Annotated in this window: 13 protein-coding genes and 2 tRNA genes; 5 read left to right on the top strand and 10 right to left on the bottom strand. The window is 66.6% G+C overall.

What is annotated here, in order from left to right; translation table 11 throughout:
• Positions 1 to 286: 286 nt before the first annotated feature.
• Both FHG09_RS13530 and galT read right to left on the bottom strand, forming a co-directional pair.
• A complete protein-coding gene (locus FHG09_RS13530) occupies positions 287 to 1,576 on the bottom strand; it encodes a galactokinase (protein WP_152348180.1) in 1,290 nt (429 codons plus the stop codon).
• Positions 1,573 to 2,778: a galactose-1-phosphate uridylyltransferase gene (galT, locus tag FHG09_RS13525; RefSeq protein WP_152348179.1), complete on the bottom strand. Its 1,206-nt coding sequence runs from the start codon at positions 2,776 to 2,778 to the stop codon at positions 1,573 to 1,575. Before galT ends, FHG09_RS13530 begins: the two co-directional genes overlap by 4 nt.
• A 118-nt stretch (positions 2,779 to 2,896) precedes the next feature.
• Here galT and FHG09_RS13520 point away from each other — a divergent pair, with 118 nt between their 5' ends.
• The gene (locus tag FHG09_RS13520) at positions 2,897 to 3,916 is read left to right on the top strand and encodes an aldose 1-epimerase family protein (RefSeq protein WP_152348178.1); all 1,020 of its coding nucleotides are present in this window, start codon (positions 2,897 to 2,899) and stop codon (positions 3,914 to 3,916) included.
• A gap of 150 nt (positions 3,917 to 4,066) precedes the next feature.
• Positions 4,067 to 4,870 carry a DUF4282 domain-containing protein gene (locus tag FHG09_RS13515; RefSeq protein WP_152348177.1) on the top strand — a complete coding sequence of 268 codons (804 nt, stop codon included), beginning with the start codon at positions 4,067 to 4,069 and terminating at the stop codon, positions 4,868 to 4,870.
• A gap of 208 nt (positions 4,871 to 5,078) precedes the next feature.
• Here FHG09_RS13515 and FHG09_RS13510 read toward each other — a convergent pair.
• The 5 genes from FHG09_RS13510 to FHG09_RS13490 form a co-directional block, all read right to left on the bottom strand.
• A tRNA-Glu gene (locus FHG09_RS13510) sits at positions 5,079 to 5,151 on the bottom strand.
• Positions 5,152 to 5,190: 39 nt separating this feature from the next.
• Positions 5,191 to 5,262 (bottom strand) — tRNA-Gln (locus FHG09_RS13505).
• A gap of 201 nt (positions 5,263 to 5,463) precedes the next feature.
• Positions 5,464 to 6,768: an alpha/beta fold hydrolase gene (locus FHG09_RS13500; protein ID WP_152348176.1), complete on the bottom strand. Its 1,305-nt coding sequence runs from the start codon at positions 6,766 to 6,768 to the stop codon at positions 5,464 to 5,466.
• Between the two features lie 2 nt (positions 6,769 to 6,770).
• Entirely contained in the window at positions 6,771 to 8,237 is a 1,467-nt protein-coding gene (gene gltX, locus FHG09_RS13495) for a glutamate--tRNA ligase (protein ID WP_152348175.1), read from the bottom strand.
• Positions 8,238 to 8,363: 126 nt separating this feature from the next.
• Positions 8,364 to 9,170: a fumarylacetoacetate hydrolase family protein gene (locus FHG09_RS13490; protein ID WP_152348174.1), complete on the bottom strand. Its 807-nt coding sequence runs from the start codon at positions 9,168 to 9,170 to the stop codon at positions 8,364 to 8,366.
• A gap of 128 nt (positions 9,171 to 9,298) precedes the next feature.
• On the opposite strand from FHG09_RS13490, the gene hrpB reads away from it, so the two are divergent.
• From hrpB to FHG09_RS13475, 3 genes are all read left to right on the top strand, one after another.
• A complete protein-coding gene (hrpB, locus tag FHG09_RS13485) occupies positions 9,299 to 12,001 on the top strand; it encodes an ATP-dependent helicase HrpB (protein ID WP_152348173.1) in 2,703 nt (900 codons plus the stop codon).
• 37 nt (positions 12,002 to 12,038) lie between these two features.
• Complete coding sequence (locus FHG09_RS13480; protein ID WP_319803263.1) at positions 12,039 to 13,004, top strand: 3-methyladenine DNA glycosylase; 966 nt, start codon at positions 12,039 to 12,041, stop codon at positions 13,002 to 13,004.
• Between the two features lie 135 nt (positions 13,005 to 13,139).
• Positions 13,140 to 14,195, top strand: coding sequence for a zinc-binding dehydrogenase (locus tag FHG09_RS13475; protein WP_152348172.1), 1,056 nt, complete (start codon positions 13,140 to 13,142; stop codon positions 14,193 to 14,195).
• Between the two features lie 37 nt (positions 14,196 to 14,232).
• On the opposite strand, the gene FHG09_RS13470 is transcribed toward FHG09_RS13475, so the two are convergent.
• The 3 genes from FHG09_RS13470 to thyX form a co-directional block, all read right to left on the bottom strand.
• Positions 14,233 to 14,667: an HIT family protein gene (locus FHG09_RS13470; RefSeq protein WP_152348171.1), complete on the bottom strand. Its 435-nt coding sequence runs from the start codon at positions 14,665 to 14,667 to the stop codon at positions 14,233 to 14,235.
• Positions 14,668 to 14,695: 28 nt separating this feature from the next.
• Entirely contained in the window at positions 14,696 to 15,274 is a 579-nt protein-coding gene (locus tag FHG09_RS13465) for a maltokinase N-terminal cap-like domain-containing protein (RefSeq protein ID WP_152348170.1), read from the bottom strand.
• Between the two features lie 87 nt (positions 15,275 to 15,361).
• Positions 15,362 to 16,147 (bottom strand): FAD-dependent thymidylate synthase, encoded by a 786-nt coding sequence (thyX, locus tag FHG09_RS13460; protein ID WP_152348169.1) that lies wholly within the window; start codon positions 16,145 to 16,147, stop codon positions 15,362 to 15,364.
• Between the last annotated feature and the right edge of the window lies 1 nt (position 16,148).

Here is a 16,148-nt window from a genome sequence, read left to right as displayed (position 1 = left end):
ATCGCCCCAGCCATCGCCGCCTGAGGTTCAAGCATGAACCGCCCAGGTTCGCGGAGTCAACGGCCTGGTGTGGTCTCGTCTTCTCTGAACTCATCACGTTCTTCGGTGGGCAGTTCAGAACAAGGTGTACCGACTCGCCGGATCGCACCGTTGCCACGACGCCGCTGTGACCGTGCCCCGTCGAAATGCGGCAGTGTGGCCCACCGACGCGAACACAGCCGAAGGAGTCAACGCCCTGGTCGAGCCTGCGGAGCGGTCGACCCTGTGGCTCAGGCGAACCCGTGGTTCAGTCGAAACGGGCGGCACCCCGGCCTGCGCTGACGGCGAAGATGTCCGGTTCCCGGTAACCGTGCTCGGCGAATGCCGCAATGACGGCATCGCCGACGTCATCGACTCGACCTGCGTCGATGAGGGCGATCGCCGAGCCGCCGAAGCCGCCGCCGATCATCCGCGCTCCGAGTGCCCCGGCTCCCATCGCGGCCGTCACCGCAACATCGAGTTCGGCGCAGGAGACCTCATAGTCATGAGCCAGCGATTCGTGGGAGGCCACCAGCAGATCACCGATCGCGCGGATGCGTGCGTCATGGTCGCTGCCGTGCGAGCGTTCATTGTCCTCAAGCAGTTCGACGGTGGCGCGGACTCGCGCGTTTTCGGCGAGGACGTGTCGCACTCGCTTGCGCTGTTCGTCGGTCAGTTCGCTCAGGTCGACGTCATCGGCGAGTTCCCGCAGACTGTCGACGCCGAAGATCGCTGCGGATTCCTCGCAGCTCTTCCGCCTGGCCCCGTACCCGCTCTCACTGTGCGAATGCGAGACCTTCGAGTCGATGACGAGGAGTCTGAGCCCCTCGGCGTCGAGGTCGAAGGGAATCTGCCGAGCACCGAGGTCGCGGCAGTCGAGGAAGAGTGCGTGCCCGGTCTCGGTCATGATCGATGCGGCCTGGTCGACGATTCCCGTCGGCGCTCCGACGAAATCGTTCTCGGCCCGCTGCGTCAGCAGCACCTTCTCCCGGTCGTCGAGGCCGAGACCGAACACCTCGGCGAGGGCGATGAGCACCGCGACTTCGAGTGCATGTGATGACGACAGCCCGGCGCCGACGGGCACAGTGGACTCGAGGTAGAGGTCGACACCGCCGACGACCGTGCCCGTGGTCTTCGCGATCTCGTCGACGACGCCCGCGGGGTGGCTGAGCCACCCGGGCAGGGTTCCGGGCATAAGCTCCGCGGCCGTGAACTGGCCCGACATGCGCTGACCGGTTTCATCGCGATGATCGGAGACGATGCGAATGCTCTCACCACGCCGAGGCGGGTCCGCAGTCCCGATCTCTCCAGCCCCGCCCTCCGTTCGTCCCTCGGTTCCGCTGGCTTCGGGTCGCTGACCGATGGCGACGTACACGGCTCGGTCGATGGCGATGGGCAGGACGAGGCCCGAGTTGTAGTCCGTGTGTTCGCCGATGAAATTCACGCGTCCCGGCGCGCGGAAGGACCCGAGCGGCCGGTAGCCGAACAGGGCCTCGAACTCCTCGGCGAGATGTTGGGGAGTTGGGGTCTCTACCGCCTGAGGCGTCACGGTGCTCATCGACGGTCCCCTTCCCTGTCGGGGGCTGCAGCGGTCGCGGTCACGGCCGCCTCGGCGAGGGGTTCCAGGGTCACCGCGCGCAGCCTGGCTGCGGTCTCCTCGGCGGAGACGTCACCGACGAAGGCGCCCATGGCGGCTTCCGACCCGGCGAGGAACTTCAGCTTGTTCTCCGCCCGGCGCGGGCTTGTGATCTCGAGGTGGAGCCATTCGGCGCGATGGTCGGCGCTGTTGACCGGTGCCTGGTGCCAGGCCGCGATATACGGCGTGGGGCTCGGGTAGAGGCCGTCGATGCGCTGCAGCACCTCCGGGTAGACGCGGGCCAGGTCGTCTCGTTCGGTGTCGTCGAGTTCGTCGACGCTTCCCACTTGGCGGTGAGGGACGATGTGGACTTCGATCGGCCAGCGGGCGGCGAAGGGCACGAAGGCGGAGAAGTGATCGGTCTCGAGGATCATCCGCTCCCCTGACTCGCGTTCGAAGGCGAGCACGTCGCCGAGCAGCGGTCGCCCGGTGCGGCTGAAGTGCTCATCGGCTCGGGCCGAGGTGATCGCGGTATGCGGGGTGACATAGGGGTAAGCATAGATCTGTCCGTGCGGGTGGTTCATCGTCACCCCGATCTCCTCCCCGCGGTTCTCGAACATGAAGACCTGTTCGATGCCCGGCAGCGCCGACAGCTCAGCGGTCCGGTTGGCCCAGGCGTCGATGACGGTGCGGGCTCGTTCGGTGCCGAGTCCGGCGAAGGATCCGGTGTGTTCGGAGGAGAAGACGACGACTTCGCAGCGGCCGTATCCCGGTCCCGACAGCGCAGAGGTCACGGCGTCGGCGGAGTCGGCGGCCGCCTCGGCGAAGGTGTCGTCCACTGTGTGTGACGACGGAACATCGCCGAGGTCGGGGCCGAGCGATGGGAAGCGATTCTCGAAGACGGCGACGTCGAAGTCCGCGGCGGGGATCTCGGTGGGACGGTCCGGCGTCGACGGACACAGCGGGCATTCGGCGGCGACGGGCAGGTGGGTGCGAGTCTGTCGGTGCGTGGCCACGGCGACCCATTCGCCGGTGAGGACGTCGAAGCGCAGGGTGCCGCTGTCGGGCCGCGGTTCGGGAGGCCGGGAGTCGGTGACGATCGTCGGTGCAGGTGAGTCGGGGTCCTGGAAGAACAGGATCTCACGACCATCGGACAGGTTCGCCCGGCGATGCGACTCTGGCATCAGACCTCCCAAAAGTTATCATTTTCGATCATAATGCTAACACCTGGGGGCTCGGACGGACGCGGACAGCGTAGAATATCTGCAACCGCTCTTCCCGCCGTCGAGCCTCAGGAGACCCATGACCGCCACCATCGAACTCGCCTGCGGCGAGTCTGCTGCGGTCATCTCCCCCATCGGTGCGAGCCTGCTTCGCTTCAGCGTCGGCGATCGCCCGGTGGTGGTGCCGATGAATGCCTTCGACGGAGCCGTGCTCGCACCCTGGCCGAACCGGATCGATGGGGGTCGTTTCGACTTCGCCGGCGTCAGTCATCAGCTGCCGATCACCGAGCCCGAGCGCGATACCGCACTGCACGGCCTGGTCGCCGACGTCGAATGGTCCGTGCTCGAGCGGACCGAGTCCGCAGTCAGTCTCGAGTATGCGCTTCCGCCCTCGGAGGGGTATCCGTTCGAGTTCGGCCTGCGGGTGGATTTCGAACTCGCCGAGGCGGAGCTGCGCATGCGTGCCCGTGGCCTCAACACGGGGTCCGGTCCCGCCCCGTTCGGTTTCGGTTTCCACCCGTGGCTCTCGGCTGGGGGCAGTGCCCTCGTCGATGAGGCTCAGCTCGTCATTCCCGCTGCGCACTGGTTCGAGACCGATGATCGGCTCATCCCCACAGCCGTGCGTCCCTTCGACGACGGCACTGCGGTTCCGGCCGATCACGTCTCGGATGATTCCGCGTGCATGGTGTGCAAGGATTTCCGAGCGCTGCGCATGATCGGCGGAACGGTCCTCGACGATGCTTTCGGCGAGCCTCGGCGCAGAGTCGACGGGTGGTCGCGGGCACGGTTGAAGGGTGCTGATTCCCGGGAGGTCGTCGTCGGTATGGGGCCCGGTTTCCGCACCTGGCAGGTGTGCACGGGTGACGGGCTCGGGGACGAACTGGCCCGGCAGGCGATCGCGATCGAACCGATGACGTGTCCGCCGAATGCATTCGCCGCGGGCGAGGCCGGCGAGGACTTCGACATCGTCGCCCCTGGTGACGAGCTTGCCGTCGAGTGGAGTATCGGCCTGACCGGGATGGACTGCGAACGTTCCGGCTCGACTTCAGCGGACTCCGACAGTCAGGACTTCGCGACTCAGTCCGGCGCCGCAGACTGAGCAGGTAGGCTGAGTCATCGCTTTGGCCTTCTTCCCACGATGACAGCCGCCCTGCCGCGGGTCGGCCCATCCTGATAGGTTGCGACTGCAGGCAGATATCAGGCGAGCGTGCCCTGCTCGGGGTGCGTTCCATTCTCGAGAAGGACGATCATGTCGACACCGCAGAACCCGAACGACCCGAACAGCAGCTCGGCTGAGCAGAACCTCGACGGCCAGAACTCCGGCGCCGGGGACCAGCCGCAGAGCGCCCGATCCGCTTCAGACCAGTCAGCACAGACCCCTCAGGAAGCCCAGCCGGGTCAGGACGCTCAGCCGGGCCAGGACGCTCAGTACCAGCCAGGTCAGGACACGCAGGCCGTGCAGGATGCTCAGTCCGGGTACCAGCAGGGCACCTATGAGCCCAATGCCTACCAGGCACAGGAGCAGCCGTACCAGCAGGCAGGATATTCTCAGCCCGGCGCCCATCAGCAGGATCCGTATCAGCAGGATCCGTATCAGCAGGGCGCCTACTCACAGGGTGCAGCACAGCAGCAGGCGTATGGCCAGCAGGCATATGGACAGCCGACCTACGGCCAGCCCGCTTACGGTCAGGCTCCGCAGCCGACGCCCCCTCAGACCGGGTTCTTCAAGTCTCTGTTCGACATTCGCTTCGACAGCTTCATCGCAGTGAAGTGGGCGGGCTTCATCTACATCATCGCGATCGTGGTCGCGGCCCTGTCCTACCTCGCCACCATCATCGCCGGCATCAGCGCGGGAGTCGCCGCCGGTTCGGCCGCAGCCTACTTCAATGACGGACCGAGCTTCAACGTGCTGCCACTGATCCTCGCGATCATCTTCGGCTGGATCGTCCCGGCACTGTGGGTCATCGGCGTCCGTCTCGTGCTCGAGCTCATCGTCTCCAACATCAAGACGGCCGAGAACACGAAGCGCATCGCAGACTCCGTCGCCCGCTGAGTCTGGCCACCAGAAGTTGTGGTCACTATCGGATAGTTTCTGACGCGGCGGCGAAAGTATCCGATAGTGACCACCTTTTGGGGATCGGGCATCCTTTGAGCCGACGAGCCCCTCAACCTATGACCTGACGAGCCCCTCACCGAACAGCCTTACGAGACCGGTGAATTAGAGTGAGCCCCGCACCGAAATTCGATGCGGGGCTCAACCGTACCCCCGAGCAGATTCGAACTGCCGTTACCGCCTTGAGAGGGCGGCGTCCTAGGCCACTAGACGACGGGGGCTAGAACAACTCACCTGGAGAGACCTCCGGATGATGTCCGCTGGGCTACCAGGACTTGAACCTAGACTAAATGAACCAGAATCACTCGTGCTGCCAATTACACCATAGCCCAATGCTTTTCAAGGCCATCCCTGAGGAGATTTCCCTGAGCAACGAGATATAACTCTACACAAGCATCCCGCTTCCGGACAAATCGCAGAGGCCCATTTCCGTGTGACCTTCTTAACAGATTCGCACCTGCGCGTCCCCGGGTCCTCGGCCCCGTCTGCGCGGACCACTCACGCGCCGGGCCGGCACCGCCTGCGGGAGCCCTTCACCCGCGGGCGAGGCCGATGAGCCGGTCGAGCACCCGGTATCCGTCGGCCCGCAGGCCGTTGTGTTCGTACTCGTTCGTCACCCACGGCTTGACCCCTGACAGGTGCTCGGCGGTGGCCAGCGAATACTCCACCGGCACATATGCGTCCTCGAAATACACCGCCGCAGCGCCGCGCACCGAAGCGGCCCGCAGAGCGTCGACTTCGTAGAGACCAGGCCATCGACGTGCGGCAACGAGCTCGGCCACCTCGGCGAAGGGCGCGAGCTCCGGATCCTCGTGCAGGGACTCCGGACCGGCATGTTCGCCGGCCAACAGGGTCGGATCCTCCCGGACGGCATCCGGCATCGCCCGCCTCGCCGCCCAGTTCGTCACCGCGCCGTCGGCCCAGCAGGATTCGTGGATGACCGCATAGAGCGGATTGCGCCCCGAGAACGGCAGGGACGCGGCAAGATCATGCCGGAACGCCGCCGAGGCGGGGTCGAGGTCGAGCAGATAGTGCAGCTTCTCGGGACCGTCGGAGGCCCCGAGGAAGTGCCCGAGCAGACGGATCCGCTCCGGCGTCGCCCGTGCTCCCCCGGGCAGGGCGAGACCGTCGCCGACGGATGCGAGGTCGACCAGCCTGCGCATCTTCTCGCGATCGCCGGGAAACGCCTTGTAGTACTGCTCGGACTTGCGGATCATCCCGTCCCACGTCCGCCCGTAGACGGTCGCCGGGTCGAGGCCGATCGCCGGCAGACCGCCGGTGAAGTACACCTCGTGAAGCGCGCTCGAATGTGCGGAGATATACCGCAGAGTCGTGAACCCGCCGAAGGACTGTCCCAACAGGGACCAGGTGTCCACACCGAGGTGGCCGCGCAGGATCTCCGCATCCTCGACGATCGAATCGGCTCGGAAGAACGAAAGCGCCTCGGCGATCGCGGACGGGTCCTCCCCCACCTGCTCGAAGCCGGTGGCGGCCCCGTCGACGGAGCCGATCGGGTTTGACTTCCCGGTCCCGCGCTGGTCGAGCATGACGACCTGGAATTCCTCGAGGGCCCGCTTCACCCATCCGTCGGGGCCGCCGGCGATGCCCGGGCGCGGAGCTTCCACGCCGGGTCCGCCCTGCAGGTAGACGAGGTAGGGCTTCTGACTGTCCGCCTCGGTGGCGATGATCCGGGCGAACACGCTCAGCGTGTCCGGCAGGTTCGCCTTCGCCGAGGTCTCCCCCGATCGTCCGAAATGGTCGAAGGGCACCTCGACCGTCACATCCCGGAAGTGCAGTCCCCCGCGGGTCCAGTTGCTCTGCTTGCTCTGCTCGATCATGGTCACAGCTGTGCCGCGAGTGCCTTGAGGCGCGTGAGCGAGGAGTCCTTGCCGAGGATCTCCATCGACTCGAACAGCGGCGGGGAGACTTTCCGGCCGGACACGGCCACACGCAGCGGGCCGTAGGCCAGACGCGGTTTGATCTCCATCTCGGTCACGAGCTTCGCCGACAGGACCTCTTCGAGCTTCGGCGTCGTCCATTCGTCGAGTCCTTCGAGGACCTCGATGGAGGCGGCGAGCACCTCGGGGGCGGAGTCCTTGAGCGTCTTCAGCCCGTCCTCGGCCATGGCGAGGTCGGCGTCGGAAGTGAAGAGGAACGCGAGCAGGTCGGGGGCTTCGCCCAGCAGCTTCATCCGGGTCTGCACGAGCGGTGCCGCCTGGTCGAGGATCGCCAGCTGAGCATCCGTCGGGGACTCAGGGAGCACCTCGGCGGCCTGAAGATAGGGCACCAGACGGTCACGGAAGTCACTCGGTTCGAGGAGACGGATGTGGTCGGCGTTGATGGCGGTGGCCTTCTTCACGTCGAACCGGGCGGGGTTGGGCAGGACATCGTGGATGTCGAAGGCTTCGGTGAACTCCCTGACGCTGAACACGTCGCGGTCGGGTCCGATGGACCAGCCGAGCAGGGCCAGGTAGTTGATGAGCCCTTCGGGGATGAAGCCGTTCTCGCGGTGGAGGAACAGGTTCGATTCGGGGTCGCGCTTCGACAGCTTCTTGTTGCCCTCGCCCATGACGTAGGGCAGGTGGCCGAACTCGGGGGTCGCCTCGGCGATGCCGATGGCCTTGAGGTGTTCGTAGAGCGCGATCTGGCGCGGGGTCGAGGACAGGATGTCCTCGCCGCGGAGCACATGGGTGATGCCCATGAGCGCGTCGTCGACGGGGTTGACCAGGGTGTACAGCGGCTGACCATTGGCACGGACGACGACGAAGTCGGGGACGGTGCCGGCCTTGAAGGTGATGTCGCCGCGGACGAGGTCGGTGAACGTGATGTCCTCATCGGGCATGCGCACGCGCCATACGGGTTCGCGGCCTTCGGCGCGGAAGGCCGCCTTCTGTTCGTCGCTCAGGTCGCGGTCGTAGCCGTCGTAGCCGAGTTTGGGGTCGCGGCCGGCGGCCTTGTGGCGGGCCTCGACCTCTTCGTTGGTCGAGAAGGACTCGTAGATGTGGCCGCCGGCCTTGAGCTTCTCGATGACCTCGGCGTAGATCTCACTGCGCTGCGACTGGCGGTAGGGTCCGTTGTCGCCGCCGACCTCGATGCCCTCCTCCCAGTCCAGGCCCAGCCATTTCAGCGCCTCGACGACCTGGCCGAAGCTCTCCTCGGAATCCCGTGCCGCGTCGGTGTCTTCGATGCGGAAGACGAACGTGCCGCCGGTGTGCCTGGCATAGGCCCAGTTGAACAGGGCCGTGCGGACCATGCCGACGTGCGGGGTGCCGGTGGGTGATGGGCAGAAACGAACTTTGACGCTCACGGTTGTCCTTTGCGTGATCTTCTCGAGTGTGAGTCGGTGGTGTGTGAGTCGGTGGTGTGTGAGTCTGTGGCGCTGATTGTGCGGTGGTGCTGCCGGTCAGGTCGAGCCGATTGCGCGAAAGCCGGCTCAGGCGTCCATGACCGGGTTCGACAGGACGCCGAGCCCTTCGATGGCGACGTCGACGCGGTTGCCGGACACGATCTGTCCGACTCCCGCCGGAGTGCCGGTGAGGATGACATCGCCGGGCAGCAGGGTGATCGTCTCCGACAGGTGCTCGACGAGGGTCGGGATGTCGAAGATGAAGTCGGCGGTCGTGCCGTCCTGCTTCTTGTCCCCGTCGACCCAGGAGCGGATGTTCAGGTCGTCGACGTCGAGGTCGGTTTCGATCCACGGTCCCAGCGGGCAGGAGGTGTCGAAGCCCTTCGCCCGCGACCACTGTTTGTCGGCCTTCTGGATGTCGCGCAGGGTCACATCGTTGCCGGCGGTGTAGCCGAGGACGTGGTCGAAGGCGTTCTCGGCCTTCACTCCCTTGGCCACACGGCCGATGATGACAGCGAGTTCGGCCTCATAGGAGACGTATTCGCTGATGGCGGGCAGACGGATGGGATCGCCGGGGCCGATGACCGCGGTGTTGGGTTTGAAGAAGGTCAGCGGGGACACCGGCACCTCATTGCCGAGTTCGGCGGCATGGTCGGCGAAGTTGCGGCCGACGCCGATGACCTTCGAACGCGGCAGGATGGGGCTGACCAGACGCACATCGTCGAGCTTCAGCCTCTCCCCTGTCGATTGGGCCGGAGAGAAGAAGGGATCCGAGTCGAGAACGGCGAGTTCGAGTCCCGACGTGTCCCAGCTGCCGTCGGTGATCGGCGGCACTTCACCTTCGACGACTCCGTATTTGGGCTCGTCCTGATGGACAAATCTGGCGATACGCATGTGCCCCAGTCTAGTCAGTGCCGGGCGTCTTCCGCGCTTCGGTGTGCATCGTGCCGGGATCGGGTGCTTGCGGCGCCGCCACAGCGTCCCATGTGCGGGTGCGCTCGCCCGGCTGAGAGACTGGTGCCATGCCCGCTCCGTCTGCCCCGCACACCTTCGATCTCGCCCGCATCGGCGCCGGATTGCCCGCCGTCGCGCTCATCGATGAGCTGAACCTCGCCGAGGCGGCCCCCGCTCCGAGATTGGTCGTGGAGGCTCCTCCCGGAACCGGTAAGACCACAGTGGTGCCGCCGTTGATCGCCGAGCACCTGGCGAAATTCTCCACCGGTGCCGCCGGTGCGGCCGGCCGGGCCCGTTCGGTCGACGGGGTCGGCCGGGAACCGGGTCGCATCATCGTCACCCAGCCGCGCCGGATGGCGGCCCGCGCCGCGGCCAGGCGGCTCGCGTCGTTGACGGGAAGCCGCCTCGGCGAAGTGGTGGGTTTCACCGTCCGAGGAGAGTCGCGGACCTCGGCGGCGACTCGCATCGAGTTCGTCACCACGGGTGTGCTCCTGTCCCGGCTGCTGCGCGATCCGGAGCTCACGGGCGTGTCCGGGGTGATCCTCGATGAGGTGCATGAGCGGCAGCTGGATACGGATCTCGCGTTCGCGATGTGCCGAGAGCTGGCGGATCTGCGTGAGGACCTCTCTGTGGTCGTCATGTCCGCGACTCTGGATGCGCAGCTGTGGGCGCGGCGTCTCGGGGATGGGCCGCAGGCGCCGGCGACGCTGTTGTCGGTGGCCGCCGATACTCATCCGTTGCAGATCCGGTGGGCACCGGCGAAGGAACGTCCGCTCGATGCGCGGGGTGTGACCTGGGATTTCCTTGATCACCTGGCGGCGACGACGGTGCGCGCCGTGGAGGAGAACGCAACCGGGGACGTGCTCGTCTTCGCCCCTGGGGCTCGCGAGGTCGATGAGGTGGCCTCACGGCTGCGGCGCTGCGTGGAGTCGAGTGCGGAGGGCGGTTCGGATCCCAACACCGCGGTCGAGGTGCACACGCTGACGGGTCGGACTCCGGCGAGGGAACAGGATGCGATCCTGCGACCACGGACGGACAACGAACGGAATCGCCGCGTCATCGTCTCGACGTCGGTTGCCGAATCGGCGCTGACCATCGACGGTGTGCGGATCGTCATCGATTCCGGGCTCTCGCGCGGGCCGCGTCTGGATACGCGGAGGCGCATGTCCGGCCTGGTCACGATGCGTGCGTCGAAGGCGTCGGGCACTCAGCGGTCCGGTCGTGCCGCTCGGCAGGGCCCCGGTGTCGCGTATCGCTGCATGTCCGAAGCCGACTGGGCGAGCCTGCCCGAACACACACCCGCCGAGGTGGCGACCTCGGACCTCACTGCTGCGGTTCTGGCCCTGGCGGTGTGGGGCGGCGATGAGAGTCTGCTGCCCGAACCGCTGCCGGCCGGTCCGAAGCGACAGGCGGTCGAGAATCTCGTGGCGTTGGGTGCCCTGGAGGAAGGTGAGAACGCTCTGCACGTGACCGAGACCGGGCGTGCGATCGCTTCGATTCCTGCGTCGGTGTGGTCGGCGCGCGGCCTGCTCGATGGGGTTGCCCTGCTCTCCCCCGCTCGTGCGGCCGAGGCGATCGCCGTCATCGAATCCGATCAGCGGGCTCCCGGCGCTGATCTCTCGGCACTACTGCGGCAGCTGCGGCGCAGCAAGGATGCCCGGTTCTCTCAGGACCGCAGACGCTTCGCGTCGATCGCCCGCGAATTCGCCGCAGCCGACGAGGCATCTGCCTCCGCGGTCCCGGCGAGTGCTGCGACGGATTCCGAGGCCGAACCGCGCCACACCCTCGGCCCCGACGATCTGGGCCTCGTCACTGCTTTGGCCCATCCGCTGCAGATCGCACGGCTCCGCAGCGCTTCGGACTCCGAGTATCTGCTGGCCTCGGGCACCGCGGCGAGCCTGCCGCGTGATTCCTCACTGCAGGGCAGTCCGTGGTTGGCCATCGCCGAGGTGGGGCTGGCCGGATCGCGAGCGATCATCCGATCTGCGGTGCCCACCGACATCGACACCGCAGAACTCGCCGGCGCCGGACTGCTGCACACCGAGGAGACGGCGAGCTTCGAAGGCGGCAGGGTCCGTGCGGTTCGGCGCAGCCGCCTCGGCGGGATCGAGCTTTCGTCCACCCCGATCCAGGCCGGCCTCGAGCTCGCTCGCCGCGCCATCGCCGAATCGGTGCGTGAACGGGGAGCGCGCGAGGTTCTGCGTCCGTCCGAGGCTTTCGAAGCGCTGCGCGCCAGGCTCGGTCTGCTGCGACGCGTCTTCGGCCAACCGTGGCCGGACGTGACGTGGGAGCATCTGTCGGTCACGCTCGATCAGTGGTGTCCGGAAGCGCTCGACCGGATCGCGAAGGGTTCTGATCCCGGCAAGGTGGATCTCGTCTCTGCTCTGCGCACTCTGCTGCCGTGGCCCGAGGCGGCTCGGCTCGATGAGCTGGCCCCGACCCACATCGACGTGCCCAGCGGGTCGAGCATCCGTCTCGACTACCCGGATCCCGGAGTTGAGGAGACGAGCCCTATCCTCGCGGTCAAACTCCAGGAATGCTTCGGCTGGACCGATGTGCCCCGCGTCTGCGACGGCCGGGTGCCGGTCACGATGCATCTGCTCTCCCCTGCCAGGCGGCCCTTGGCAGTGACCAGTGATCTCGCATCGTTCTGGGCCAATGCGTATGCCCATGTCAGAGCCGAGAACCGGGGCCGCTACCCGAAGCATCCGTGGCCCGAGGATCCGTTGAGCGCGCCTGCGGTGAGGGGCACGAAGCGCTCGGGTCGCTGAGCTGGAGCCCGACTCGACGGTCTGGGACAATGGTGCGGTGACGTCCGCACCCTCCTCCACCACTCCCGCCCCGTACGCGGCGGGGACCGAGCGCGCCGACTCCACGTCGGGCCGCCTCGGTGACGGTGTCGTACCTGCCTCACGATGGCGCGGGCTGCGTGATGAACACGAACGTCGGGTCGCCGAGCGCACCGATGCGCATATCGAACGGCGGATGCGGCAGGAGAGCCATCCGGTCGAGGATTTCCTCTTCACCTATTATCCGTTCAAGGTCGGACAGCTGAAGAGATGGCATCCCGGGCCGGGCGTGCGCGTCGAACTCGCCGAGGCGGCCGACCACCGGTATTTCGACCGGCGTTGGTATCGCATCGACGACCGGAACTTCGCCGAGGTGGACCTCGAGTCCTGGCGCGCCGACCGTGGAGATGGGGCGAAGTTCATCGCCTCCCTCCTGTCGTCGACGCTGAATCGGGAGGCGAATTTCGGGTGCTTCGGCATCCATGAATGGGCGATGGTCTACCGGCTCACCGAGGAGCAGCGTCGACATCAGCAGGTGCCGCTGCGGCTGAGCCCGGCCGAGACCGATGCTGTGGTCGAAGGCCACCGGATCCAGTGTTCGCATCATGATGCGTTCCGATTCTTCACCGAGCCGGCTCGGCCGCTCAACACCCTGCAGCCGAGCAGGGAGGGCATGGTCGCGAACGAGCAGCCCGGCTGTCTGCATGCGGGGATGGACCTGTACAAATGGGCGATGAAGATCTCGCCGATCGCTGATTCTGCGCTCGTCGTCGACTGCTTCGACCTGGCGGTCGATATCCGCACGCTGGATATGGAGGCCTCCCCCTATGACCTGCGCGGATGGGGCTACGGGGTTGTCGCCATCGAGACCGCTGCGGGCAAGGCCGAGTACATGGAACGGCAGACGACGTTCTCCGCGAGAGCACAAGAGCTGCGTCGGCGCCTGCTCGATGCGATGGCTGCGGCCGGGGTGCGTCCGCGCTGAGCTATCGGCGGCGTGTCGGTGCTGAGGTGCCGGCGGCCCCGTCGTCGAACACATCGTGGGCCGCCTCGTCACCCCCTTCCGCCACAGATCGGACACGCTGAGTTCGCATCCGGCCCACCGCCTACGATCGACGGTATGCGCGCCATCGTCTTCGATCAGTTCTCCGACCGCCCTCAGCTGCAGGAGATCTCTGCGCCCACGGCTCCCGATGCGGGAGTCGTCATCGACGTCGAATCAACCGGGGTGTGCCGCAGCGATCACCACGCATGGGCCGGCCACGACTCGACGATCACCCTGCCTCACGTTCCCGGGCATGAGCTGGTCGGCCGGGTCGCCTCGGCGGGGATCGGGGTGCAGGGATTCCACGTCGGTCAGCGGGTGACCGTACCCTTCGTGTGCGGGTGCGGAACCTGCCGGTGGTGCGCCTCCGGCAACGCCCAGGTCTGCCCCGATCAGACGCAGCCGGGATTCACGCATTTCGGGTCGTGGGCGGATCAGGTCGTCATCCACCATGCCGATGCCAACCTCGTGGCCGTGCCCGAGGATCTGCCGGCCGCGGCGGTGGTCGGGCTCGGCTGCCGGTTCGCCACGGCCTTCCACGGTCTGCGTGTGCGGGCTCGACTCGCCGCCGACGAGACGGTCGCCGTCTTCGGCTGCGGTGGGGTGGGACTGTCGGCGATCATGATCGCCAGGGCCCTCGGGGCGAAGGTGGTCGCCGTCGACGTCAGCGATGCGGCCCTGGAATCCGCCCGCGAATTCGGTGCCACACGATGCGTCAATGCCCGCGATCTCGACCCGACCGAACTCAGCGCCGAGGTGGCCGCACAGTTTGCCGACGACTGCCCGGACGGGGTGGCGGTGACCGTCGATGCCTTGGGCCGTGAGGACACGATCCGGGCGGCGATCGGAGCTCTGGCACCCTTGGGCAGGCATGTGCAGATCGGGCTGCTGCCCGCAGAGCCGGTCGTCGATGTGCCGCGGGTGATCGCTCTCGAGCTCAGTGTGCTCGGCTCGCACGGAATGGCCGCTGCCGAGTACCCGGAGCTCGTCGACCTCGTGGTCGAGGGACGGCTGCGCCCGCAGGATCTCGTCACGAACGTCATCGGCCTCGACGAGGCGCCGACGGCGATGGAGGCGATGAGCGCCCCGGCCGCTTCTGCGGGGATGACGATCATCGACCTGGCGCGGTGACGACGGCCCACTCAGCGGACGCAGCCTCGCCGGCGCATCAGCCTTCGCCGAGTGACTCCCGCATGCTCGCGGCCAAGGAATCGATGAGGTCCTGGTCGCCGCGGACACCGGGTCGGAACGGCAGTCTCAGACGGTCTTTGTCCTTGTCGCGGTAGCGCGGAATGACGTGCATATGGAAGTGGAAGACAGACTGCCAGGCGTCGGCACCGCAGCAGTTGAGGAGGTTGACTCCATCCGCGTTCCAGGCTGAATAGGCGTGCTTGGCGATGCGCTGGGACTCCAGAGCCACCGCGGCCAAGTCCTCGGCCGGGATGTCCCGCAGATCCGTGCTGTGCCGTTTCGGCACGACGAGCAGATGCCCGTCCGCTCCGGGCTGGATGTCCATGAACGCGAACGTCGATTCGGTCTCGGCTATCGGCGCGCTCGGTGCCTGACCTGCGACGATCTGGCAGAAGATGCATTTCTCGCTCATTCTCACCTCCCGGGTCGCGGCTGGACCCTCACACCATGATGGCGAGGACGACGTTCGTGTCCTGTCCGTCCCAGCGGCCCAGCAGCAGACCGGCGTCGGACTTCTCGGCCGGTGAATCGGGCGACAGGCGGTAGAGGATCTCAACGTCGCCGGCACCCGGCAGGGGGCCCGTCCCGAAGGCGTGGGCCACCTCGGTGATCTCCTCTCCCCTGTTGCCTTCATCGTCGACACGGTACTGCTTCGCGGCAGTCGACGCGGTGGCGATGGTGTGGTCGAGGCGCTGTCGGAAGAGCGGGTCGCCCATGCCCGAGTAGACCCACCGCTTGCCGAGCACCGAGTGCTCCATGTTCGCCACGAACGCCTCATCGGCACCCTCGAGCGGTGCGCCGCGGTAGGTCAGCGGCACCTGCAGCAGCTGGTCGCCGCTGCTCACGATGTGGATCTCCATGCCCACCGCGCCGGCGGGGTCGTCGAACCGGTACGCGGTGACGGCTTCGAGCGGATTCGCCTCGAGGTCGAGCTCGGCGGCCCAGTCCTGCTCGGCAACCCAGTCGGTGACGACGTCGAGCTTGCCGGGGTCGAGCTGGGCTGCATAGATATCTGCCATGGAGGTTCCTCCTGAGATCTGTCTGACGTCGGCGTCAGATGCTGCTGGTGTCAGGTGCTGCTGATCGTGGGTGTGACGCCGTTCGGGTCAGGCCTTCCGGGTTCCGGGGATCCATTCTCCGTCGACGACTTCGTAGTCGGCGAAGACCGCGGGAGCCTCTTCCCGCATCACCTCACCGATCTTGTTGAAGATGAGACGGATCTCCTCCTCGGCGCCCTTCGCGGTGCGCATCTCGATGACGTGGCGCAGGGAGCGCAGGTTCGCGGTGTAGACGATTCCGGTGGCCAGGCCCTCGGGGGCGAAGCGACGCATGAACGAGGTCATGTGCTTCTTGTGGGAGAACTTCGTCCCGTCCTCGTCGAGCTCGAAGTGCTCGGCCATCCACTTCTGGTGCTCTTCGAGGGTGTCGAGGACCTTGAGGCTGCGTTCCATGAGTTCGGGATCTTCGCGGGCCCATTCGGGGAACCAGAACGGAATGTCGGTGAGGCGGACGTAGCGCAGCGATTCCTGCGAGAACGCCGATCCTGCACGGTGGCGGATGAGCTCGTGGGTGAGCACGCGCGAGACATTGTGGAGGACGAAGGTGAAGTTCGCGTGTTCGAGCACAGATCCGTGCTGGGACTTCACGACGTTGCCGATGTACTGCGCGGAGTCGGTGCGCACGCGCGAGACGTTCGGGTTGAGTCCCGGCTCCCACGAGCGGTAGCACATGCGTCCGGAGAACTCGAGGAGATCCTCGGCGTCGGGAGATTCCGCATCCTCGACCCGGTCCGCCCAAGAGGTTCCGCCCACCTCGTCGAGGTAAGTCCTCATCGCTTCCCAATCGATATCGGGCTTGGCGAGCAGTTCAACGGACGGTTCGACCTGGCGCATG

This window comes from Brevibacterium sp. CFH 10365, from assembly GCF_009299785.1.
Taxonomy (GTDB): Bacteria; Actinomycetota; Actinomycetes; order Actinomycetales; family Brevibacteriaceae; genus Brevibacterium; species Brevibacterium limosum.
The sequence above is the reverse complement of the archived record's forward strand: the minus strand, read 5'-3'. Positions and strand labels throughout refer to the sequence as shown.

Bases quoted from the DNA above. Each gene is read 5' to 3' on its own strand.
- FHG09_RS13530 (WP_152348180.1), bottom strand. From the start codon at position 1,576: ATGAGCACCGTGACGCCTCAGGCGGTAGAGACCCCAACTCCCCAACAT.
- galT (WP_152348179.1), bottom strand. From the start codon at position 2,778: ATGCCAGAGTCGCATCGCCGGGCGAACCTGTCCGATGGTCGTGAGATC.
- FHG09_RS13520 (WP_152348178.1), top strand. From the start codon at position 2,897: ATGACCGCCACCATCGAACTCGCCTGCGGCGAGTCTGCTGCGGTCATC.
- FHG09_RS13515 (WP_152348177.1), top strand. From the start codon at position 4,067: ATGTCGACACCGCAGAACCCGAACGACCCGAACAGCAGCTCGGCTGAG.
- FHG09_RS13500 (WP_152348176.1), bottom strand. From the start codon at position 6,768: ATGATCGAGCAGAGCAAGCAGAGCAACTGGACCCGCGGGGGACTGCAC.
- FHG09_RS13490 (WP_152348174.1), bottom strand. From the start codon at position 9,170: ATGCGTATCGCCAGATTTGTCCATCAGGACGAGCCCAAATACGGAGTC.
- hrpB (WP_152348173.1), top strand. From the start codon at position 9,299: ATGCCCGCTCCGTCTGCCCCGCACACCTTCGATCTCGCCCGCATCGGC.
- FHG09_RS13475 (WP_152348172.1), top strand. From the start codon at position 13,140: ATGCGCGCCATCGTCTTCGATCAGTTCTCCGACCGCCCTCAGCTGCAG.
- FHG09_RS13470 (WP_152348171.1), bottom strand. From the start codon at position 14,667: ATGAGCGAGAAATGCATCTTCTGCCAGATCGTCGCAGGTCAGGCACCG.
- FHG09_RS13465 (WP_152348170.1), bottom strand. From the start codon at position 15,274: ATGGCAGATATCTATGCAGCCCAGCTCGACCCCGGCAAGCTCGACGTC.
- thyX (WP_152348169.1), bottom strand. From the start codon at position 16,147: ATGCGCCAGGTCGAACCGTCCGTTGAACTGCTCGCCAAGCCCGATATC.